This is a genomic window from Pectobacterium sp. IFB5596 (genome assembly GCF_021432585.1).
In the GTDB taxonomy this organism is placed as follows: domain Bacteria; phylum Pseudomonadota; class Gammaproteobacteria; order Enterobacterales; family Enterobacteriaceae; genus Pectobacterium; species Pectobacterium punjabense.
In genome coordinates, this window is sequence record NZ_LXFY01000006.1 from 1 (window position 1) to 20,095 (window position 20,095).

Sequence of the window (20,095 nt, forward strand, 5' to 3'; positions counted from 1 at the left end):
ACGCGAAGCTATCCCCGGTGTCCGCTACTCAGGGCGTGGCGCGAAAATGCGCACGCCGCATATCGTTCCCCTCTCTCGTCAGTCCATCGCTGTTCTGAAGCAGATACGGGAAATCTCCGGGCATCAGGAACTCATATTTCCCGGTAATCATAATCCGTATAAACCCATGTGCGAAAACACGGTCAACAAGGCTTTACGCCTGATGGGTTATGACACAAAAGATGAAATCTGCGGCCACGGGTTCCGGGCAATGGCCTGTAGCGCGCTGATGGAATCTGGACTGTGGGCGCAGGATGCCGTTGAGCGTCAAATGAGCCATCAGGAACGCAATAGTGTACGAGCGGCTTACATCCATAAAGCAGAATATCTCGATGCCCGAAAAGCGATGATGCAATGGTGGTCGGATTATTTGGATACCAACCGAGGGTGATGCATCCAATTGGTTGATTGTGATATATAATGTTCGCTTTTAAGGTTTTCTTATGGCCAGCGTTAATGTTCATTGTCCTCGTTGTCAGTCTGCTCTGGTTTATCGCCACGGCTAAAGGCCGTGACCGATTCCGATGCAGTGACTGCCACCGCGTGTTTCTACTTACTTATACCTACGAAGCACGTAAGCCCGGTGTCAAAGAACAAATCACCGCAATGGCTTTCAACGGCACAGGGATCCGCAATACCGCAAGGTCGTTGAAAATTGGCATAAACACCGTCATTCGAACGTTAAAAAACTCGCGCCAAAACGAATAACGTCCTCTCCGGTAGCTCATGCTGATGTGGCACTTATCTGCGAACTCGATGAACAATGGAGTTTTGTTGGCAGTAAAACCTACCAGCACTGGCTCTAGTACGCGTATAACACCAAGACTGGCGGTGTACTGGCGCCCACGTGATGAAACCTGCCGTGAGTTATTGGCGCTCCTTACTCCGTTTACTATCGGAATGGTAACCAGTGATGAGTGGGCAGCTATGCCAGAGAAGTGCCGAAGGATAAGCATCTGACAGGAAAAATTTTTACCCAGCGTATAGAGCGTAACAACCTGACACTAAGGACTCGCATTAAACGTCTGGCACGGAAAACACTCTGTTTCTCACGCTCGATTGAATTGCATGAAAAAGTCATCGGGACGTTCATTGAAAAACATATGTTCTACTAATTGGATGCATCACCCTTTCGCTTCCGTTTTCCGTTAATCCCTGTGTGATTTTATTGCCTGCGGCATGTCTGCTGGGATTGACGATTTCAATTACTGTAGGGGCGCTTAAGAAGTATATGTAACTGGTAAGCTCACCAATTGATTAAATATTAACCATTGATAGAAATCACCCATATATTATAAATAAAAAATAATTTTTCATGTAACACGATCGCAAAAAAAACCTTATTGAAATAAATTATCAAATTACATACAGCACTTTAATTAATGAGTTTTTAGTATCTATGAATCATTAATTCTTTCAGGGATTGTTAATTACTGATAATATCTATTTGTTAGTATAAAACAATATTTCACTTACTGAGGAACCTTATGGAAGGCTTGAGTAATATTTATACAAAGAACCTAATTTTCACTGTTTGTGTTTTCATTATGAGTATTGCCCTACCATACTCCCATCAATTTAATACCATTAAGCCATTATTGCTTATAATAATATTAGTTTTATATGCATATATGGGAAAGCTATTAGTTGATATTATAAAAAAATTAGGGAAAAAACAAACATCAGTAAAAGAACTGAAGTTCCTTTTTATTACACTTGCAGTTTTATGTGCGGGAGTCTACTTTTTTATAGCCATGGTAGATCAAAAAGAAATGTTGATGTCAGGGCTGAGAGTAATAAAACCTCATTCATATTACAACATGTATTCAATCAGCGGGTTTTATGATTATTTTTTTGATGTTTTTTCTACATACTTGAACAGTATTTATTATTCTATTATGGTAATGGCCACATTAGGTGACTCAAAAATAGCAGCAGAATCAGGAGTTTCCAGGCTAATTATTGCATTTGAAGTTGGGACCACTTTAACAATAACTATATTTAAGATAGGTGAATATTACAGCGAACACTCATCTCAGGAAGCAAAAGCATCAGAAGAAAGAATTATTAATCATATTAAAAATATTGATAAAGCATCCTCAAAAACAAAAAATGCCAAGGGAATTTTTGAGAGGTTAAAAAATCTGCTGGGGAGATGAAATTTCGTTACTTATAGCCATCCCTTGAGAGATTGTTAGTATGTAAGTAATAGTTTCTTAGGGGATATAAGCGTATACCCCCCGATTTAACCAATTAGTTTTCTGAAAAAACTCTCATGCAGCACACTCAGACCACGATGTGATAAAACATCCCACCATCAACGATACGACTCAGTCCGGATTTTTACCCGCGTCAGAATTTCCGCTTTATCTTCTGGCGGTAGTTCCTGAAACGCCAGAATCAATTCAGCCAATTCATCATCTTCGGTGTAAAAATAAGCTAACGGCACGTCCAGCGTATCCGCCAGCTGCTGAATCGTCTTTATATTGGCCTCATGCTCGCCCTTTTAATACCGATTGATGCGCGCGCTGGCAACGAACTCGTCAATCCCGGCAGCGATACCCAGCCCTTTCTGGGACAGCCCGTGAAGCTGCCGGGCATCCTTTAAACGTTTACTGAAAATATCACTGTGTGGTCGATGAGTGCTCATAACTACGATAATCGTAATTTGAGAGAGTACTGATACTGTAGTCCCTCCGGTTTTTAGTACCACCGCCAATGAGGGTCTCCAGCGAGTTTTTGCCTCGCATAGATAACGGGCGGCATATCACCCAGTGAGCTATGCGGGCGTTCTTCGTTATATTCTAGGCGCCAGTCTTCAGTGAGTTCGCGCACTTCAGACAATGTTCTGAACAGATACATATCGAGTATTTCTGTTCGCAGCGTTTTGTTAAATCGCTCGATAAACCCGTTCTGCATCGGCCTTCCGGGCTGAATAAAATCGAATATCACGCCGTGGCGTTCGGCCCATTCGGCTAAGGTGGCGGCGGTGAGCTCAGGCCCATTGTCACTTCGTATAAAAGCCGGGTAGCCTCGTTCTGCGCTTAATCGTTCCAGAATGCGCACAACACGATGAGCCGGTATATTCAAATCAACGTCGATGGCCAGCGCTTCCCGATTAAAGTCATCAACGACGTTAAATAACCTGAATCGCCGACCGTCGATCAAGGCATCACTCATAAAATCAACTGACCAACAGTGGTTCATTTTATGCGGAATAACCAACGGCTGTGGATGCCTGTTTGGTAAGCGTTTTTTCCCTTTGCGTCGAAGATTGAGTTTTAACAGACGATAGATCCGGTAAACCCGTTTTGCATTCCACGGTAATCCTGCCTGGCGTAACTTATTGAACATCAGTCCAAAGCCATAGGCCGGATACTGATGCGCCAATTTTTGTAGTGCCTCGGCCACCGGCAGATCCCGTGTCGTGTTCGGGCGGTAATGCAACAGACTTCGACTAATACCGATAATGCGACACCCGCGTCGCTCACTGGCCTGATGTTCCGTCATGACATAACGCACCAGCTCACGCTTTTCAGGCACCGCTAAAGTTTTTTTGCTACAACATCCTTAAGAATTTCATGATCTAAGCTGAGGGATGCGTACATCTGCTTTAATCGGCGATTCTCTTCTTCCAGCTCTTTCATTCGCTTAATATCGGAGGACACCATGCCGCAGTATTTGGCTTTCCAGTTAATGGGATGGACTACCTCCCCCCTCTGCGGTTAACTGTACGAAATACGTTCAGCAGGAGAATCACCATGAATGTCGTATTTCTGGGCATTGATCTGGCTAAAAATATCTTTCAGCTCTGCGGATTAAATCAGGCCGGTAAGCCGGTTTATACAAAACGCACTGGACGAAAAGAATTACTCCAGACTATGGCGAATATTCCGGCATGTCTGATTGGTGTCGAGGCATCCACTGGGGCATTTTACTGGCAGCGTGAATTTGAAAAACTGGGACATAAAGTAAAAGTTATTAGCCCTCAGTATGTAAAACCGTTTGTCCGTGGCCAAAAAATGACGGCAATGATGCGCAGGCGATAGCTGTGGCTCTGATGCAACCTACGATGCAGTTTGTTCCACCGAAAAGCCCTGAACAGCAGGATATTCAGGCTCTGCACCGCGCAAGACAGCGTATTGTCAATCATCGTACTGCGACAGTCTGCCAAATCCGAGGACTGCTGCTTGACCGGGGAATAACCATCGGTGCAGCAGTTTCAAGAGTTCGTCGTGCAGTTCCGCTTATCCTTGAAGATGCTGAAAATGGTCTCAGCGCCAGAATGCGGAGGACAATTGCAGAACTCTATGATCTCTTTAACGATCTTGGTCGTCGTATAAACTTTTTTGATAAAGAAATTGATGTTGTTTTCAGGCAATCAGAAACCTGTCAACGCATTGCCAAAGTTAAAGGCATTGGTCCTAAAACAGCCACGGCTGTTGGTCTCACAGATTGATAATTCTATCCCATGCTAAAATGAAAATAGAACGTCAAGGAAAGCCCACAAAAAACCATGAAAATAACAAAGAAAAGAAACGTTCTGTTGATATAATGGATCAATATATTGGTGCAAAGAAAGTAGTTATTTCTGACGGATTACCCTCTTTAGGAAAACGATAATAACATTCCTTCCACAATAATTCCTCCTATGAGATTTTTAATTTTTCGGAGCTTGTATGTCACCGTTATGCTATTTTCGACCTAGATTATGTAGATGTATGGTTCAGCCTTGAAAACTATAGTCCTAAGCGCCACCAGAAACTAAAATAGACCAAATAAAATCACCCTAACTATGAAATTACACAGGCTTCGTAATTTGGAGGTGATGTTATTTAGAATGTAGTATAACAACGGTAAACATACGATGAAACACCATTTAAATTTTTCCGATAAAATACCGTACTCTGATGTCAACCATGTGAACTATCACCCAAATGATGGCCACATACGAGAGAGAAAAATACAAAATTTAATTTGATCTAAGAAAATTAAATTCATATCTATGAATCACAACCATCATATATACAACCTAAATAATTTTTTGAATACCAGTTTCCCACTGGCAGTAATAGTTACTTCTCTGAACCCCGGTATTCTGGTTAACCACCCTTTTTTCTCACAATGCGCAAAAAAGGCAGCACCAGCCTCACCACCAAGATGAAATCGCCGTTCACTCCAGTCAAGGCAGCCACAGCACGTTTTACGTCGTGTTTTTGGCTTGGACATAATACCTAATTCTCGGAACTGTTCTTGTCCTGATGGCGTCATTGACGCACCATCTGGCGTAACCCAACCTTCAGCAACCATAAAATCATAGATATGAACCGCGATCTCACCGGCTAAATGGTCATAACATGTCCGGGAAACCCGTAATGAGGAAGGTGTGCTGATTTTAGCTGCTGATGTTGAGCGCCATGATACGCCCATCAGATTTTCAATCAGCCCGGCTATGTCTGTTCCAGCCAGACGGTAATAACGATGACGCCCCTGCGAAAGGCAGGTAATCAGCCCCTCACTAACCAGCCGGGATAAATGCGCACTGGCAGTTGATGCCGCGATATCAGCGACCGCACTTAACTCTGTCGCTGTCCATGCACGTCCATCCATCAAAGCGCAGAGCATTTTTATGCGGGACGGATCAGACATGGCAGCAGCTAAGGCCGCCATTGAATGTTCCAGAGCATCACCGCTATCTGTTGAATTAGCGTGTTTTAACATGTTACTCAGGCACGACAGCCCATTTCTCCGTTGCTTTACTGGCAAGCCTATCATTATCGGTCACAAGGATCAGCTGGTTTGCATGGTCGCTATATTGGCACAGAATATTAATTCCCTTCTCAGCCAGTGTTGACGCAATTTCTCCCAACTCGCCGGGACGTTCTTGCTTAAGTTTTCGGATCAATGGCCTGCATACGCTTTCAACCTGAAATCCTGCGTTTTCCAGCACGGCTTTGGCAGCATCCCCCTTCTCAACAAGAAAATGCGCATGTGCTTTGTCTGCGACGGTAAATACGCCCCCCCCCTCAAGCCCAATATCGTTTTGACCTAATACCGTCCCCAGTGCCGCCAGTTCGCCCGGCGCATTATTTAAAACAACATGGATGTCATACATCGGCCTGACCTCGGGTTTCTGATGAATAGTCTCTGAGCACATGGGCAATACGGATGCGATAAAAAGAGAAAATAGATTGACGTCCTTCTGCCTGAGCTGCTTTATGCAAAACGTTTTGTTTCCATAGCAATACGGCCTCTTCATCCCGCCACCAAGACAATGACAGTATCTTTCCCGCTGCTGTCAGACTCTGGAAACGCTCGATAGAAATAAAACCATCAATATCGGCTAATAGCGGTTTCAATTCAGCAGCAAGCTGGAGATAACGCTCTTGCTGTGTGGGAATAACATCTGCTTCAAAAAGCACTGCGATCACATTCCTACCCTCTATGTATTAGACACGGGTATGACTGTACCGTTTTCATTGCTGAACACTTCGATGGAGGGCGAAATATGGATGTCGTCGATAGCACCTATGGTGATGTCAGTGGCAAAACTCTTCTGTTGATAATCTATCTTTTTCAAACCTATTTTTTTAGTTTTGAAATTAACTTATCCCACAAAGAATTTTTTTTAGTATCAGGCGATAGGTTCACCCATGATGGGTTTATAAGGTCACTTGGTAACAAATATTTATGACCATCCTCATCGACAACAACTGCCCCTAGCTTGCTAGCGATCTGCAACATCTTGCAATAAAGGGCCTCGTCGGGATGCTTGGTTGAAATTCCGCCATCATTCCACTCAAGCCAAGGTTCATCATGTTCACTCTGGCCGCTCCATACAGCATAAAAATCCCCATTCTTTTTATCTATCGATAGTTCCCCATCATCATTAACAAGCTGAAGCCATTCTTCACTACTTATTGGATTACTTGCGCTATCAAACCAATTTTCTGTTCTTACTATATGAAGTTCCCAACCCATAATGGCCTCCATTACTTGATGAAGCATACATTATTATGACTGACTACTATCAGTCAATCAGCTCCTCTGGTAAAATACTGTCACGCCCATTTGCTCACGTATTTTTTGCATCCTATTTACCCTTAATTTACGCGCCTTTTTCTCACCAATCTCCTGATAGTATTCTTCACGATGCTCTGCTACCACTTTGCGGAACTTCTTCAAAAGCTGTTCCAGCGTTTTTAGATCAGTTGTAGCCGCTTCAACTTGGATTTTTCTATACATATATATTACGTGGAATTCATCAATCATATTATATTCCTTATTTTTATCGGTCATGTTATTTCCCTCTTTCGAGGGAATACTCATTACGTCTGAATATCAAACAACTGTCATTTTTAACTTCCAATAAACAGGGTCTTGGTTTTCATCCTGATTTAGGATAACGAATCAAACCCATTTTTCTCTCGAATTCAAACAGGAAACCTTTGAGCCAAAATGCTGAAGCTGGACATCGATTATTCCGAATGGTTGAATCTTGTTTGCCTTAACCTATTTGCAAATAAACCACGGAGAGCCAAGTGGCACACTATTGGTGGAAAGATTTACTTGATCGAAATAATGTCTGGCAGGGGCTGGAGCTGATCGTTCAAGGTCAAGCACCGTCAAAACAAAGTAGTATAGAAATGCTCAGTGGTCACCACGGGCGTATGTCGCTACAGCTTCGGGGCGAGGCGCTTTTCTGGGCTTCAATGCTGAAAGATCACTCTGGCGTTTGGCTGGTGTTTAATGCCGATCACCCTGACCAACAGGATTTATTATCTCCTGTGACCTCAAATGAGGTGGAGTCAGTAAAAAAACGGGGCGAGCAGGCATGGGTAAGCGAGTGGTGTCGCTATTTCGCTCGGCAGTTAACGCGGACGTCTGAGCCGCTACTTCCTGAGCGCCGCTGGCTATTAAGGCCCATGGCATCCCTCGGTCGTAGCGCCCCCTATACCATTCAGCAGACAGCCACCGTCGAAAACTGGCATTTTCATTCACCAGCCAGTACTGGAAATATAGGATGTAATTGGGTGCTTTATGGCGAAGATTTCCCTGATTTGACCAATCCGCAAAAAGTGAGTCTGGTGGACTGGTGGTGGGGGGGAAATCTGCTGTTAGGGCGTTATGCGGTAAAAACCGAGACAGGGCGTCTGAAGTGGTGGCGTAAAAAATGTCGTGAAGGCATGTTGCCGCCAGTGCTGGTCTGGTATGTCGCTGGGCTGGCATCATTTGTAATCCTTGACGGCCACTACCGTCTACAAGCCGCGATAGAGGAAGGCATCCCGCCGTTATTTCTGGTACTCAGCGAACTCAATGAACGGACGTTTCCCCCTGCACCTGAGCATCAGGAACGTATTCTCCGCGCACTGGAGCAACAGCAACGCAAGAACCCGGGGTGCAGTGTTGAAGGGGTCAACCAGACGTTAATCAATCTCTATGATACCCGCTATCTGTATGCATCCACTCACAGCCGGGCCGTGCTCGGTAAAGGTGAATCTTGGACGCGAGACGTTAAAGCTTATTTGCATAAGTATGACTGTGAGGAAAATCTGGAAAAGATCCTGAACCGCGTGAATGACTGAGCCTCCGTCCCTTTGAGGGACTCGCTATGCACCCAGCACGATTCACTACTCAGCAGCGGTAGGGAACCTATTGCAAACCGCTTTATTAGATTCTAACTTGAACAGCATTCTTCACACTTTAGGAGTTCATTGCTTTGATTGACGAGAGAAAGAGGGAGCGCTTATTTGTCTACGGTACGTTACGTCCGGGTCACGCTAATGCATATCTTCTGGAAAACATCGGTGGGGAATGGTTGTCGGGTTATGTGACTGGCACATTTTATGAAAGTGGCTGGGGTGCGGCCGTGGGTTTTCCTGGGATCGTACTGGATGATAGCGAGTCGCGCGTCAGCGGTTACTTGTTTTTGTCCGATAGCCTTGAAGCACATTGGCCGATGCTAGATGAATTTGAGGAAGGCTACGATCGCGTTGAGGCTGTCGTTACCACAGCGGGAGGCCAGAAAATTACGGCATGGGTTTATCAGTTACAGCCACAAACAGGCCAGTAGACAATATGGATGAAAGTTGATTAGCGTGGGATTGGTCGCCCGTAGTGCCGATCTAATGAGGCCAGTTCACTTGCCGTGGCCCCAAATATAAACACGGCGTTCTCTCCGGCGCTGACAGAATATCAAGCCTTCTTTTTCTTCATACTTTGTACCACTTTTCGAATAGCTGTGTTGCCCGTCTTTTCACGCGTCTGCCGCCTACGATGTGTAGCATCAACCAACTTCCTGAAGGTGGGACATTCCATATGCGATGGCGCAGAGCAGTCAGCAACGTGCCGCAGCGTGTCGCGCAATATCTTCAGCTCATGAATTTGCTGGTCGATGTCGTCGGCCTTCTGATGAAATACGGTACGTGGCAGATCCGGCATGCCATTTTTGTTAAACATGCCAGCAATTTCCTGAAGTGAGAATCCAGCCGCCTTCCCCATCGTAATTAGCCTGAGTTGCAGCAGCACATCTTCAGAAAACTGCCGCCTGAGCCCATGCCGAGATACCGAAGTAATCAGTCCGATTTCCTCGTAATAACGCAGCGCCGAAGGCTTGATTCCGCTTTTCTCCACGACTTCGCCAATATCCAGAAATTTCATGCTTGACCTCAAGTTGACTTTACTTTGTAGCATGCTCTGGAACCCACATTATGACAAGGATAAAACATGGTAATTAACCATTCAGGCGAACCGGAGAAGAGCAAAACAGGGATCACCATCACACTCGCGCTGTCGATACTGTCAGCCTCACTGGGAACAAGCATTGCCAATATTGCCCTTCCAACACTGACGGCGATATTTTCTGCGCCATTCGCACAGGTCCAGGCCGTCGTCATCGCTTATCTTGCAGCCATGGCGATCTCGGTTGTCATTGCAGGCCGTCTTGGCGATCGTTATGGACTAAAGCCCATTTTTATCGCAGGCCTTGCGCTCTTTGCTATCGCTTCACTACTGTGCGCCCTTGCCCCCCAACTGTGGCAACTTATCGTTGCAAGAACACTTCAGGGTATCGGTGCAGCTTTCCTAATGACACTCGGCATGGCGCTACTGAGGCAGACGGCCGGTGAGAAGCATGTCGGGCAAGCCATGGGAATATTGGGAGCGGTATCCGCGTTGGGTACCGCGCTTGGCCCTTCTGTCGGGGGATGGCTTCTTACAACAGCAGGGTGGCGTAGTCTATTCTGGGTGCAGATCCCGTTGGTAATCATCGTTCTTTTTCTTGCTTTCACCCTGCTCCCCTCCACGCAGGTTAAAACAAAGGCGCAGCTCTCAGGTATATCACCGATTCGCTACATGACGCTTCTGCCGAATCTCACTATCAATGCGGCCGTCGCTTCTGCCATGATGACAACGTTAATCATCGGCCCGTACTACCTTGGTTTGGGTCTGAGTCTACATGAAACCTTAGTCGGCGTTGTTATGGCAGTCGGCCCTGCTATTGCGATTTTCTGCGGGATTCCGTCGGGACGACTGGTCGATATCTGGGGATTTAGACGCGCCCTATACGTCGGACTTTCTCTTGTGATTGCTGGCACCTTTATGCTGGCGATCTTACCCAATTTGCTTGGCGTCACGGGATACATTCTTTCTATGGTTGTCCTGACGCCAGGCTATCAGCTCTTTCAGGCGGCAAATAACACGGCCACCCTTGCCGATATTCCCGGGAACCAGCGCGGCACGGTCTCCGGCCTGCTTAACCTATCGCGTAACATTGGGCTCATCGTCGGTGCTTCTATCATGGGACAGATTTTCGCCTTGAGTACTGGGACGGAAAATTTTACCCATGCCACCCCATCTTCACTCGCGAGTGGCCTAAAGTTCACCTTTTTTATCGCTGGCAGCATGATACTTGCCGCCATCGCATTCGCTTACCTGCCAAAGTGGGCTGCACGGGAACACACAGCCAAGTCTCAGGGAAAGTGATGACGTAAAGACTTAACGGCCTATGACGGCTTATGGTGATGCGAGGCAACCTGTGCAAGCTCAGATAATACGGCAACGGCCTCGCCTAAACGCTCAGGGACGAGCTTGTAGAACACCCAGTTTTTGATACGTTTCGAGGTGACGATTCCGGCTTTCGATAGATATTGAAGATGGCCGGTGACGGTCGGTTGGCTCAAGCCTAGCTTTTCAGTGATAAACCCTACGCATACTCCGTCCTTAACCAGATCACCATCCTGTTGTTCCGGGAAGTGTGCCCGAGGATCGGCCAACCATTCCAAAATGATGAGTCGCTGCTCATTGCCTAGCGCCCGTAGTAGGTCGGCTGTTGTCGTTGCATGCTTGTTCATATAGCCAAATACCTATATAGTCATTTCCATATACAGTTGATAGGGGAATACTATGACAAGCAAACACCAAAGGGCAACCGACTCTGTGACGTTGAAAGATATTTACGCCGCATCTCAGCAGATTAAAACAACGATACGCAGAACGCCGCTCGACCACTCACAGGAATTATCCGCTCTTGTTGGTGCAGAAATCCGACTCAAAATGGAAAATCTTCAACAGACCGGTAGCTTCAAATTACGGGGGGCGGCAAACGTTCTTGCCAATCTGGATGCGGAACAGCGCCACGCTGGCGTCATCGCCCCGACAGCAGGAAACCACGGCTTAGGGCTCGCCTATGCCGGACAAGTGGCAGGCATCCCCGTAAGCATATTTTTGCCACGCTCGGCGGACCCAATGAAGGTTGCAGCCATGCAAAACTGTGGGGCTCGTGTTACGTTTTTTGATGACATCGAAGAAGCACGACAGGCGGCGATTGTTGCTGCACAACAATCGGGTGCCACTTTCGTTTCTGCCTACGATAATCCACACATGATTGCCGGTGGCGGCACGGTTGGTCTTGAGATCTTGGAAGACTGGATGGATACGGAGATAATCCTGGTAAACATCGGCGGTGGAGGGCTCATCTCAGGGATTGCGACGGCAGCCAAAGCCATTAACCCCGCTATCGAAGTGTGGGGAATACAAAGTGAAGCCAGCCCGACATTCGCCCGTTGGAAAGAGGCAGGTAAAACGCTTCCCGTCGATCTGGCACCGTCCATCGCCGAAGGCGTCAGTGGCTATATAGAGCCCAGCGCGATGACCTGGCCGCTGGTGCGTGACCGTGTCGATCGCGTGCTCACGGTGTCAGAAGCTGAAATCAAAGCCGCAATGCTGTCAATGCTCGACCTTCACCGCCATGTTGTCGAACCATCAGGCGTGCCAGCCGTCGCGGGAGTCGTTCGCTACGCGGAGGAGATTGGAGGACGTAAAACCGTCTGTGTCGTCACTGGCAGGAATATTTCAAGCCAACGCTATCTTACGTTGCTTGATGAGGCGAAAGACAATGTAAACAAGTAGACATTCAAGCCCCCTCTTCGTAATAAAAATACGAAGAAGGCGTTACAGCATGAACTCATAATGAGAGCCATCCGGCAGTTCAACATCAAGACGTAGCTTGCTGCCGGTCGCTTCAACATAGCGCTTGAGTGTAGAAAGTTTCAGATCACGACTGGATTTCTCATCTGCAAGAAGCTGTTCCAACGTTCTCCTCATGGCAGTAGTCCTTCTTCTCTGATTTTTCCAGGTAATGAGTGAATTCCCGATCGGCAAGCGCGATCGATGTCGCTTAATGTGCTGAACCAGCCGTCAAACCCATCCGTCGTTTTAATCACCCACACAGACCCCCCTTATAAATATAGGTCAAATGGCCATTCAGGCATCGCGTTGTCTGGCCTGACGGCGAGAACGACAAATTTCTGCATGATTCTGATCGGCCCACTGAATCAACAGTTGCATGGGTTGTAAAAAAGAGTGCCCTAATGGTGTCAGCGTGTATTCCACGCGTGGGGGAACTTCCGCATAGATCGTCCGATGAATGAAACCATCAGCCTCTAAGCGCTTTAGCGTGCGTGACAACATCTGCCGTGAAATATCGTCAATATGACGAGTTAATTCGTTAAAGCGCAGTGTCTTTTCCGCCAACGCCTCCAGTATTAACAGACTCCAGCGATCGCCGATGCGATCCAACACATCGCGGATCGGACAAGGATGGTCAAACGTAACATCGTCGTGACTTTCCGCTGGCGATGCTTTGTGGTTAACCGCATCACTGATGATGGTGTCAGTAGTCATTGTTGTGTGACCTGGTTGCATGCTGGTGACTTCTTGTCGGGGAAAAGTCGGCAATGTACCATCCAGAGGGTCTATAGTCTATTTTTGTCACTTAGTCTCGAAATAAGAAAATAAGGAGTTCACATGTCACATATCGCTCTCATTGGCGCCTCAGGCGATGCTGGTTCACGTATTCTTAAAGAATTATCTGACCGTGGGCATACGGTCACTGCGATTGCACGTCATCCTGAAAAGATTGCCTCACTACCGAACGTCACGGCTAAGCAGGGAGACGCGCTGGACAACGATGCATTAGTGGCGCTCTTCAAAGGGCATGATGCGGTAGTCAGCGCCGTTAAATTTGGCTCGTCCGATCCCGCTATCTTGATTGCCGCCGTTAAAGCCGCAGGCGTGAAGCGCTATCTGGTTGTCGGCGGAGCGGGGAGTCTTGAAATTGCACCGGGTCAGCGTCTGATCGATCAGCCTGATTTCCCTGATGCTTACCGTCCTGAAGCCTCTCGCGGTGCAGCATTCCTCGACTTGTTAAAACAAGAGAAAGACCTTGATTGGTCGTTCCTCTCACCGTCTGCCGAATTTGTTCCGGGCCAACGTACTGGTAAATTCCGTCTCGGTAAAGATGCGCTGCTGAGTAACGATAAGGGCAGCAGCATTTCGTTTGAAGATTATGCTGTCGCGCTCGTTGATGAAATTGAAAACCCAGCGCATTCTCGCCAACGTTTTACCGTCGGCTACTGAGCACTGACGACGACCCGCCTCTTTTAACAGTGTGCGGGTCTCGCTTTATATCAATATGAGGAAGATATAGAACAGAACGGTATCAGCAAAATGCATGAGTTTGTTATGGTGTTGACTTAACTCGCTCTCTTTTCATGCATAAGGAGTTTTTGAATGGCTACCTCCCCAACTTATGTACCGCCAAAAGTTTGGCAGCCCGCGTCTTCCGGCGGTGCTTTCGCCAATATTAATCGTCCGATAGCCGGTCCAACACACGAAAAAGCGCTGCCTGTTGGCAAACATCCGCTTCAGCTTTATTCGTTGGCGACACCGAATGGCGTGAAAGTGACAATCATGCTGGAAGAACTGCTAGCGCTGGGTCATACAGGTGCAGAGTATGATGCCTGGCTGATTAAGATAGGCGATGGAGATCAGTTCTCCAGCGGGTTTGTCGACGTCAACCCGAATTCCAAGATCCCCGCGTTACTCGACCAAAGCGGCGAAAAGCCGATTCGCGTGTTCGAGTCGGGTTCTATTCTGGTGTATCTGGCCGAGAAATTTGGGGCGCTGCTGCCAAACGACCTCGCCACGCGTACGGAAACCCTGAACTGGCTGTTCTGGCAGATGGGCTCCGCCCCTTACGTTGGCGGTGGATTCGGGCATTTTTACGCCTACGCGCCGGAAAAATTTGAATACCCGATTAACCGCTTCACAATGGAAACCAAGCGCCAATTGGATGTTCTCAACCGTCAATTGGCGGAAAATCGCTATCTGGCGGGCAGTAGCTACACCATTGCTGATATCGCTGTCTGGCCGTGGTACGGCGGGCTGGTACAGAACGCGCTTTACTCCGCCGCAGAGTTCCTATCCGTACACGACTACACGCATGTGATTCGTTGGGCTGACGAGATTGCTGCCCGTCCAGCGGTGATTCGCGGTCGGAAGGTCAATCGGACCTGGGGAGAAGAGGCTGAACAGGTTGCTGAACGCCATCAGGCATCCGATCTGGATTAACCTTCTGCCGCCTGCCGAACGAGGCTGGCGGCATTCCGATTCGCCTTTAGCTCCCTTCCCTTTCCGGCGCGTGGTTATCCGTCAACGTATTTTCCATAACATCAATATCCGTTTGTCGCCAGGCATACCACCAGCTCAGTAGCGCACCTATCGCACTGGCTGTTAACAACATCACTGGCGGAAGCAGCGTACCATCATGCACCACTCCCATAATCACGCCCGCAACCCCACCAAAGACATACTGCAATACGCCGAGCAGCGAGGAAGCTGAACCAGTCTGCCCCGGTGCCGCATTCATCGCCACGGCCACCACATTGCCGAACACCAGGCTCAGGAAACTCATGGTGAGAAATATCAATCCTGTGATAATCCACAACGACGTTATGCCAGCCAGCAGTACACCACATAGCACCAATCCTCCGGCAACATGCAGGGCAATGCCGATAGGCAAGATTTGATATTCACGCCAGCGGTTCAGCAGGAAGATATTGATTTGTCCCAGCACCACCATACCCAGCGCATTGGATGCAAAAATGTAGCTGTAAGTCGTCGGCGACAGATGGAAGTATTCAATAAAGATGAAAGCAGACGCGCCAATATAGGTAAACAGGCCGCCCATCACGAAAGATCCAGACAGCGTATAGCCCATGAATTTCCGCTGCCGCAGCAAAACGGCATAACCAGTCAAGGCCGACAGCATGCCGCCGCCGACACGCTCACGCCGCGGCAGGCTTTCCGGCACGCAGCGCCAGGTGGCAAACAGCATCAGCAAACCGACAATCGTCAGCACCCAGAAAATGGCTGACCAACCCAGCGTGCCAAGCAGAACACCGCCCAACGGCGGCGCGATAATCGGCGCGATGGCCATCACCTGCATAAGCAGCGAGAACACCTTTGCGGCATCACGCTCCGAGTACAAATCGGCCACGATGGCACGCGGGATCACCAACCCGGCTGCACCACCCAGACCTTGCATCAGGCGGAAGAAGACAAACCACGATAGCGTAGGCGCATGAGCGATAAGTAAAGATGAGAGGGAAAATAGCACAATGCCCAGCAGTAATGGGCCTTTTCGCCCATAGCGATCGGTCAGCGGACCATAAACCAGCTGTCCAAGCGCCAGTCCGATCAAAAAGACAGACAGCGAGGTCTGCATTCCCGCGGCATCCGCACCAATATCCTGCTGGATTGCAGGAAAAGCAGGGAGATACATATCAATCGACATGGCATCAAACGCGCATAGGATGCCTAAAATACCGATGAGAACAAAACTGCGCGACGCCAATAAAGACGAATCAGACATCGATAACACCTCAAAAATAGACCACTTAATCATGAATAACCGACAGCAAAGCAAATGCGAATCGGATAAGATGCGTATTGCTGAGCGCAATATATGACTGACCAGTCGAAAATACAAGGCAATGTGATGGCGCGCAAAAAAACCATTGAAAACGATCTGATTCTGGATGCAGCGGAAAAGGTACTGCTGCGCGATGGCGTGCATCGCTTCACATTAGACGCAGTAGCCGCGGAAGCGGGTATTAGCAAGGGCGGGCTGGTCTATAGCTTTCCCAGTAAAGATCGATTGATCATGACCATGCTGTTACGTGAACTTGCCCGTTTTGAGCAGGAGGCACAACAGCAAACCGCACGCTATACCAGCCAGCCCTATGCCGATGTGTTGGGTCACATCGCGGCTATTGCTCAGGAAGAAGAAGAGACGACATCTCGCGCCGTTGGCTTACTCACCGCGCTGGTTCATTCCCCTTCGATGCTGGCACCCGTGCGGGAATTTTATCGCATCAGGCTGGATCGGCTACGTGACGCTACACCAGCCATGCGGCGTATCCGTCTGGCCTTTCTCGCCACAGAAGGCGTTTTCCTGTTACAAGGATTGGGCTTCGTAACGCTAGATCACGCGGAACGGCAGACAATGCTCGATGATGCCACATCCTTATTCCAGCCGGACGATGCTAAATATACGGTTATTGCACACCCCCTTTCCGTTCCCCAGGTTATGCAGCCAGCTTTTTCCTCACGAGAAACGCCTATCGTTCTTGCTGGCGAAACAACGTCCGAACGAGCGATCGCCTGGCTGGCAGAAAAAGGCGTCACGCCAAGCGGAAAAGGATTGGAAACGGTGCACCCACGCGCCGCTCACATTGTTGAAACTGCCACGAACCTCATCAAACGTGACGGCATTAGCGCCCTAACACACCGTGCCGTCGCGCATGATGCTCACATACCGTTAGGGTCGACTACCTACCATTTTACGAGTCTGGATGACATGCTAAATGCCGTGATGATTAGCGCGATTGCGCTGTTTCGCGACGACATGTTTAGCTGGTTTTACACACGCCGCCATGACGATCCATGCGATGTCCTGACCGATTTTGTCATGCGTGGCATCGAGGATATTGATGAACTGGCACGCGAGTATGAACTCTTTACCGCCGCTATTTCACGCCCTTCCCTGCGTCCGATCGCGCTCGAATGGTCCAACACGGTTGTCGCTATCATCAAAATGGTCGCTCCCGATAGCGCCGCACTCCCGCTAGGTACGCTGCTGAACGGTTTTTTCATTCGTGCACTGCTGGAGAAACATGAGCGCACATTGCCACGCGATCTGGTCTACCAGTCCGTTTCAGGGCTGTATAACGCTTTTCGCTAAGCCATACGGTTTCTCACAGGGAAACCGTTTAATCCCACTGCGGCTCTCTCATTTCCCCCTTCTTGCGCCAGTCCTTACAAAAAACTGTACATATGTACTATTTTTTATCAAACTACCAAACGCAAATGACTCTCGTTTGTATTCGTATATCTGCGCGTTGTAGGGGTGAAAATAAAAAATGCACAAACAGCAATTCCATACCATAAAACCACTGGCTTTGATCGTTGCCGGACTACTTGGAGCACATCTGGGTATAGCGCAGGCTGCCGATGAGGATGTAATGACCGTCAAAGCCACCGCCGAACAGGAATTAAAACAGCAGCCCGGCGTTTCTATTATCACGGCGGAAGACATTAAAAAAACGCCCCCCGTTAACGATCTCTCTGACATCATCCGCAAAATGCCGGGCGTGAACCTGACGGGCAACAGCGCCACAGGTGCCAGAGGCAACAACCGCCAAATCGATCTGCGTGGCATGGGGCCGGAAAATACGCTGATTCTCATCGATGGTCGCCCCGTGACTTCGCGTAACGCGGTTCGCTACGCCTGGGATGGCGAACGCGATACCCGAGGCGATACCAACTGGGTGCCCGTCGAAGACGTGGAACGTATTGAAGTTATACGTGGCCCAGCCGCAGCGCGCTACGGTTCCGGTGCCGCAGGCGGCGTAGTGAATATCATCACCAAGCGCCCGTCCAATATCTGGACTGGCTCACTCTCGCTGTACGGCAACCAGCCGGAAAACAGCAAAGAAGGCGCCACGCGCCGTGCCAATATAAATCTGAGCGGCCCGCTGGCCGGTGATGCACTTACCATGCGTCTGTACGGCAATATCAATAAAACAGATTCCGACAGCTGGGATATCAACCGTAATCAGAATGGTTCTGCCGCCGCAGGACGTGAAGGCGTGCGTAATAAAGACCTCAATACGCTGCTGTCCTGGAAACTCTCGCCGCAGCAAATTGTTGATGTTGAAGCGGGCTATAGTCGTCAGGGTAATATTTATACTGGGGATACCCAGTTCAGCCTCGATCCCAGCGTGCTGGGTAGTAACACACCAGAATTGCTGGGGCAACGCGGGGCAGAGACCAACAGAATGTACCGCCAGAATTATGCCATCACCCACAATGGCATCTGGGATTGGGGCCAGTCCAAGCTAGGTTTTTCCTATGATCAAACCAACAACACCCGTTTACAGGAAGGTTTCACAGGCCGCACAGAAGGTTCTATTGAAGGCGATGATTATAAAACGAGTCGTCTAAAAAACTATCGCCTGAATGGTGAACTTAACATTCCTTTTGAATTCTGGGCGGAACAAACCGTCACGCTCGGCGCAGAGTGGAACCGTGAGCAATTGAACGATCCTGCTTCGACAGGTTATCGCCCTACCGACCGCTTCGGCAACGTTATCGATAGTAATATTGGCGGTATCTCCGCCGAACCAGGGCAGCGCAGCAGCAAAAATAGCGCCGAACTCAGCGCGCTCTATTTTGAAGACAATATCGAAGTCGTCCCCGGTACCAAGGTGATTCCCGGTCTGCGCTTCGATTATCACGACAAATTTGGCGGTAACTACAGCCCAAGTCTGAACATTCAGCAGGAGTTGGGCGAAATGTTCAGTGTGAAAGCGGGTATTGCGCGTGCGTTTAAGGCACCAAATCTTTATCAATCTTCTACCGGTTATTTGCTTTATTCACGTGGTAACGGTTGCCCAATCAACATAAGTAATCCAAACGGCTGCTATTTGATGGGTAATGACAATCTCGCCCCCGAAATCAGCGTCAACAAAGAAATTGGTCTGGAATTCAAACATGCTGGTTGGCAGGCGGGTATGACCTATTTCCGCAATGACTACAAAAACAAGATTGTTTCCGGTACAACGTTGCTGAGTTCAACACAGTCTAATGCTGCGGTGTTGCGCTGGGAAAATGGCGGCAAAGCACTGGTGGAAGGGCTGGAAGCCAACCTGCTGGTGCCAGTAGTTGAAGACACGCTAGATTGGAGTACCAACGCAACCTATATGATCGAGTCGAAAAATAAAGACACCGGCAATCCACTGTCGATCATCCCGAGATATACCGTCAACACGATGTTGGATTGGCAAGCAACAGATAAACTGTCCGCCAACGTCAACTGGACCCTGTACGGTAAGCAGAAACCACGTCAGTACGCCACCAATCGAACCGAAGTTAACAACGGACTTTCTTCACGCGAAATCGGTAGCTACTCCGTTGCAGGTGTGGGCGTGAACTACCAGTTCAACAAGAATCTGCGCGTCAATGCGGGTATCAGCAACCTGTTTGATAAGCAGATTTACCGTGAGGCACAAGGTGCGTCGACCTATAACGAACCAGGACGCGCTTACTATGCGGGGGTAACAACCTCATTCTGATAGCGATGCCTTTCTGGCTGAACTTGTTCAGCGCAACAAAGAACACGTTATTCCGATAATTAGCGGCTAAAAAAATCGGC

General features: G+C 48.4%; 21 protein-coding genes and 6 pseudogenes. 14 read left to right on the plus strand and 13 right to left on the minus strand.

Annotated elements, in window-relative coordinates; all coding sequences use genetic code 11:
- From A6301_RS07075 to A6301_RS07090, 4 genes and pseudogenes are all read left to right on the plus strand, one after another.
- A partial coding sequence (locus A6301_RS07075) for a site-specific integrase (RefSeq protein ID WP_234257432.1) occupies positions 1-430 on the plus strand: 430 nt, incomplete at its 5' end.
- A gap of 52 nt (positions 431-482) precedes the next feature.
- Positions 483-1,154: pseudogene (locus tag A6301_RS07080) on the plus strand (IS1 family transposase).
- Positions 1,155-1,198: 44 nt separating this feature from the next.
- Positions 1,199-1,276, plus strand: coding sequence for a DUF4400 domain-containing protein (locus A6301_RS07085; RefSeq protein WP_234257482.1), 78 nt, complete (start codon positions 1,199-1,201; stop codon positions 1,274-1,276).
- A gap of 250 nt (positions 1,277-1,526) precedes the next feature.
- On the plus strand, positions 1,527-2,198 hold the full coding sequence (locus tag A6301_RS07090) for a hypothetical protein (RefSeq protein ID WP_234257433.1): 672 nt from the start codon (positions 1,527-1,529) through the stop codon (positions 2,196-2,198).
- A 158-nt stretch (positions 2,199-2,356) separates the two neighbouring features.
- Here the strand turns inward: A6301_RS07090 and A6301_RS07095 are convergent.
- A pseudogene (locus A6301_RS07095) lies at positions 2,357-2,689 on the minus strand (helix-turn-helix domain-containing protein).
- 53 nt (positions 2,690-2,742) lie between these two features.
- Positions 2,743-3,734, minus strand: a pseudogene (locus tag A6301_RS07100) (IS3 family transposase); the annotation flags it as partial.
- A 66-nt stretch (positions 3,735-3,800) separates the two neighbouring features.
- Here A6301_RS07100 and A6301_RS07105 point away from each other — a divergent pair.
- Positions 3,801-4,483: pseudogene (locus A6301_RS07105) on the plus strand (IS110 family transposase); the annotation flags it as partial.
- Between the two features lie 35 nt (positions 4,484-4,518).
- The gene (locus A6301_RS07110) at positions 4,519-4,662 is read left to right on the plus strand and encodes a hypothetical protein (RefSeq protein ID WP_205541921.1); all 144 of its coding nucleotides are present in this window, start codon (positions 4,519-4,521) and stop codon (positions 4,660-4,662) included.
- Positions 4,663-5,058: 396 nt separating this feature from the next.
- Here the strand turns inward: A6301_RS07110 and A6301_RS07115 are convergent, their stop codons facing one another.
- The 5 genes and pseudogenes from A6301_RS07115 to A6301_RS07135 all read right to left on the minus strand — a co-directional run bounded on the left by A6301_RS07115 (position 5,059) and on the right by A6301_RS07135 (position 7,311).
- Entirely contained in the window at positions 5,059-5,760 is a 702-nt protein-coding gene (locus A6301_RS07115; RefSeq protein WP_205541919.1) for a helix-turn-helix transcriptional regulator, read from the minus strand.
- Between the two features lies 1 nt (position 5,761).
- Positions 5,762-6,154: an amino acid-binding protein gene (locus A6301_RS07120; protein ID WP_205541917.1), complete on the minus strand. Its 393-nt coding sequence runs from the start codon at positions 6,152-6,154 to the stop codon at positions 5,762-5,764.
- Positions 6,147-6,470 (minus strand): antibiotic biosynthesis monooxygenase, encoded by a 324-nt coding sequence (locus tag A6301_RS07125; protein ID WP_205541915.1) that lies wholly within the window; start codon positions 6,468-6,470, stop codon positions 6,147-6,149. Before A6301_RS07125 ends, A6301_RS07120 begins: the two co-directional genes overlap by 8 nt.
- A gap of 151 nt (positions 6,471-6,621) precedes the next feature.
- Positions 6,622-7,020 (minus strand): hypothetical protein, encoded by a 399-nt coding sequence (locus tag A6301_RS07130; RefSeq protein WP_234257434.1) that lies wholly within the window; start codon positions 7,018-7,020, stop codon positions 6,622-6,624.
- 49 nt (positions 7,021-7,069) lie between these two features.
- Positions 7,070-7,311, minus strand: a pseudogene (locus tag A6301_RS07135) (DNA-binding protein).
- A gap of 269 nt (positions 7,312-7,580) precedes the next feature.
- On the opposite strand from A6301_RS07135, the gene A6301_RS07140 reads away from it, so the two are divergent.
- Both A6301_RS07140 and A6301_RS07145 read left to right on the plus strand, forming a co-directional pair.
- The gene (locus A6301_RS07140) at positions 7,581-8,624 is read left to right on the plus strand and encodes a hypothetical protein (protein WP_234257435.1); all 1,044 of its coding nucleotides are present in this window, start codon (positions 7,581-7,583) and stop codon (positions 8,622-8,624) included.
- 137 nt (positions 8,625-8,761) lie between these two features.
- Entirely contained in the window at positions 8,762-9,112 is a 351-nt protein-coding gene (locus A6301_RS07145) for a gamma-glutamylcyclotransferase (protein WP_107170308.1), read from the plus strand.
- 122 nt (positions 9,113-9,234) lie between these two features.
- Here the strand turns inward: A6301_RS07145 and A6301_RS07150 are convergent, their stop codons facing one another.
- Positions 9,235-9,699, minus strand: a complete 465-nt coding sequence (locus A6301_RS07150) for a helix-turn-helix domain-containing protein (RefSeq protein WP_107170262.1) — start codon at positions 9,697-9,699, stop codon at positions 9,235-9,237.
- 66 nt (positions 9,700-9,765) lie between these two features.
- On the opposite strand from A6301_RS07150, the gene A6301_RS07155 reads away from it, so the two are divergent.
- A complete protein-coding gene (locus A6301_RS07155) occupies positions 9,766-11,022 on the plus strand; it encodes an MFS transporter (RefSeq protein WP_234257436.1) in 1,257 nt (418 codons plus the stop codon).
- A gap of 20 nt (positions 11,023-11,042) precedes the next feature.
- Here the strand turns inward: A6301_RS07155 and A6301_RS07160 are convergent, their stop codons facing one another.
- On the minus strand, positions 11,043-11,390 hold the full coding sequence (locus tag A6301_RS07160; protein ID WP_107170263.1) for a helix-turn-helix transcriptional regulator: 348 nt from the start codon (positions 11,388-11,390) through the stop codon (positions 11,043-11,045).
- Between the two features lie 52 nt (positions 11,391-11,442).
- Between A6301_RS07160 and A6301_RS07165 the strand changes: the two genes are divergently transcribed.
- Positions 11,443-12,447 (plus strand): threonine/serine dehydratase, encoded by a 1,005-nt coding sequence (locus tag A6301_RS07165; RefSeq protein WP_107170264.1) that lies wholly within the window; start codon positions 11,443-11,445, stop codon positions 12,445-12,447.
- Between the two features lie 42 nt (positions 12,448-12,489).
- On the opposite strand, the pseudogene A6301_RS07170 reads toward A6301_RS07165, so the two are convergent.
- From A6301_RS07170 to A6301_RS07175, 3 genes and pseudogenes are all read right to left on the minus strand, one after another.
- A pseudogene (locus A6301_RS07170) lies at positions 12,490-12,609 on the minus strand (transcriptional regulator); the annotation flags it as partial.
- 29 nt (positions 12,610-12,638) lie between these two features.
- Complete coding sequence (locus tag A6301_RS22400; RefSeq protein WP_255764392.1) at positions 12,639-12,767, minus strand: hypothetical protein; 129 nt, start codon at positions 12,765-12,767, stop codon at positions 12,639-12,641.
- 34 nt (positions 12,768-12,801) lie between these two features.
- Entirely contained in the window at positions 12,802-13,242 is a 441-nt protein-coding gene (locus A6301_RS07175; protein WP_107170265.1) for a helix-turn-helix domain-containing protein, read from the minus strand.
- Between the two features lie 102 nt (positions 13,243-13,344).
- Here A6301_RS07175 and A6301_RS07180 point away from each other — a divergent pair, with 102 nt between their 5' ends.
- Positions 13,345-13,956 carry an NAD(P)-dependent oxidoreductase gene (locus A6301_RS07180; RefSeq protein WP_107170266.1) on the plus strand — a complete coding sequence of 204 codons (612 nt, stop codon included), beginning with the start codon at positions 13,345-13,347 and terminating at the stop codon, positions 13,954-13,956.
- 153 nt (positions 13,957-14,109) lie between these two features.
- Positions 14,110-14,949 carry a glutathione-dependent disulfide-bond oxidoreductase gene (gene yghU / locus A6301_RS07185; protein WP_107170267.1) on the plus strand — a complete coding sequence of 280 codons (840 nt, stop codon included), beginning with the start codon at positions 14,110-14,112 and terminating at the stop codon, positions 14,947-14,949.
- 46 nt (positions 14,950-14,995) lie between these two features.
- Here the strand turns inward: yghU and A6301_RS07190 are convergent, their stop codons facing one another.
- A complete protein-coding gene (locus tag A6301_RS07190) occupies positions 14,996-16,252 on the minus strand; it encodes a multidrug effflux MFS transporter (protein ID WP_107170268.1) in 1,257 nt (418 codons plus the stop codon).
- Positions 16,253-16,345: 93 nt separating this feature from the next.
- On the opposite strand from A6301_RS07190, the gene A6301_RS07195 reads away from it, so the two are divergent.
- Together A6301_RS07195 and A6301_RS07200 are read left to right on the plus strand one after the other, a co-directional pair.
- Positions 16,346-17,623 carry a TetR family transcriptional regulator gene (locus A6301_RS07195; protein ID WP_370642185.1) on the plus strand — a complete coding sequence of 426 codons (1,278 nt, stop codon included), beginning with the start codon at positions 16,346-16,348 and terminating at the stop codon, positions 17,621-17,623.
- Positions 17,624-17,801: 178 nt separating this feature from the next.
- A complete protein-coding gene (locus A6301_RS07200) occupies positions 17,802-20,015 on the plus strand; it encodes a TonB-dependent siderophore receptor (RefSeq protein WP_234257438.1) in 2,214 nt (737 codons plus the stop codon).
- The last annotated feature ends 80 nt before the right edge of the window (positions 20,016-20,095 follow it).

Excerpts from the sequence above, each read along its gene's own strand:
- A6301_RS07160 (WP_107170263.1), bottom strand. The coding sequence starts at position 11,390 with ATGAACAAGCATGCAACGACAACAGCCGACCTACTACGGGCGCTAGGC.
- A6301_RS07120 (WP_205541917.1), bottom strand. The coding sequence starts at position 6,154 with ATGTATGACATCCATGTTGTTTTAAATAATGCGCCGGGCGAACTGGCG.
- A6301_RS07200 (WP_234257438.1), top strand. The coding sequence starts at position 17,802 with ATGCACAAACAGCAATTCCATACCATAAAACCACTGGCTTTGATCGTT.
- A6301_RS07165 (WP_107170264.1), top strand. The coding sequence starts at position 11,443 with ATGACAAGCAAACACCAAAGGGCAACCGACTCTGTGACGTTGAAAGAT.
- A6301_RS07195 (WP_370642185.1), top strand. The coding sequence starts at position 16,346 with ATGACTGACCAGTCGAAAATACAAGGCAATGTGATGGCGCGCAAAAAA.
- yghU (WP_107170267.1), top strand. The coding sequence starts at position 14,110 with ATGGCTACCTCCCCAACTTATGTACCGCCAAAAGTTTGGCAGCCCGCG.
- A6301_RS07150 (WP_107170262.1), bottom strand. The coding sequence starts at position 9,699 with ATGAAATTTCTGGATATTGGCGAAGTCGTGGAGAAAAGCGGAATCAAG.
- A6301_RS07180 (WP_107170266.1), top strand. The coding sequence starts at position 13,345 with ATGTCACATATCGCTCTCATTGGCGCCTCAGGCGATGCTGGTTCACGT.
- A6301_RS07175 (WP_107170265.1), bottom strand. The coding sequence starts at position 13,242 with ATGCAACCAGGTCACACAACAATGACTACTGACACCATCATCAGTGAT.
- A6301_RS07130 (WP_234257434.1), bottom strand. The coding sequence starts at position 7,020 with ATGGGTTGGGAACTTCATATAGTAAGAACAGAAAATTGGTTTGATAGC.
- A6301_RS07190 (WP_107170268.1), bottom strand. The coding sequence starts at position 16,252 with ATGTCTGATTCGTCTTTATTGGCGTCGCGCAGTTTTGTTCTCATCGGT.
- A6301_RS07090 (WP_234257433.1), top strand. The coding sequence starts at position 1,527 with ATGGAAGGCTTGAGTAATATTTATACAAAGAACCTAATTTTCACTGTT.
- A6301_RS07155 (WP_234257436.1), top strand. The coding sequence starts at position 9,766 with ATGGTAATTAACCATTCAGGCGAACCGGAGAAGAGCAAAACAGGGATC.
- A6301_RS07115 (WP_205541919.1), bottom strand. The coding sequence starts at position 5,760 with ATGTTAAAACACGCTAATTCAACAGATAGCGGTGATGCTCTGGAACAT.
- A6301_RS07110 (WP_205541921.1), top strand. The coding sequence starts at position 4,519 with ATGAAAATAGAACGTCAAGGAAAGCCCACAAAAAACCATGAAAATAAC.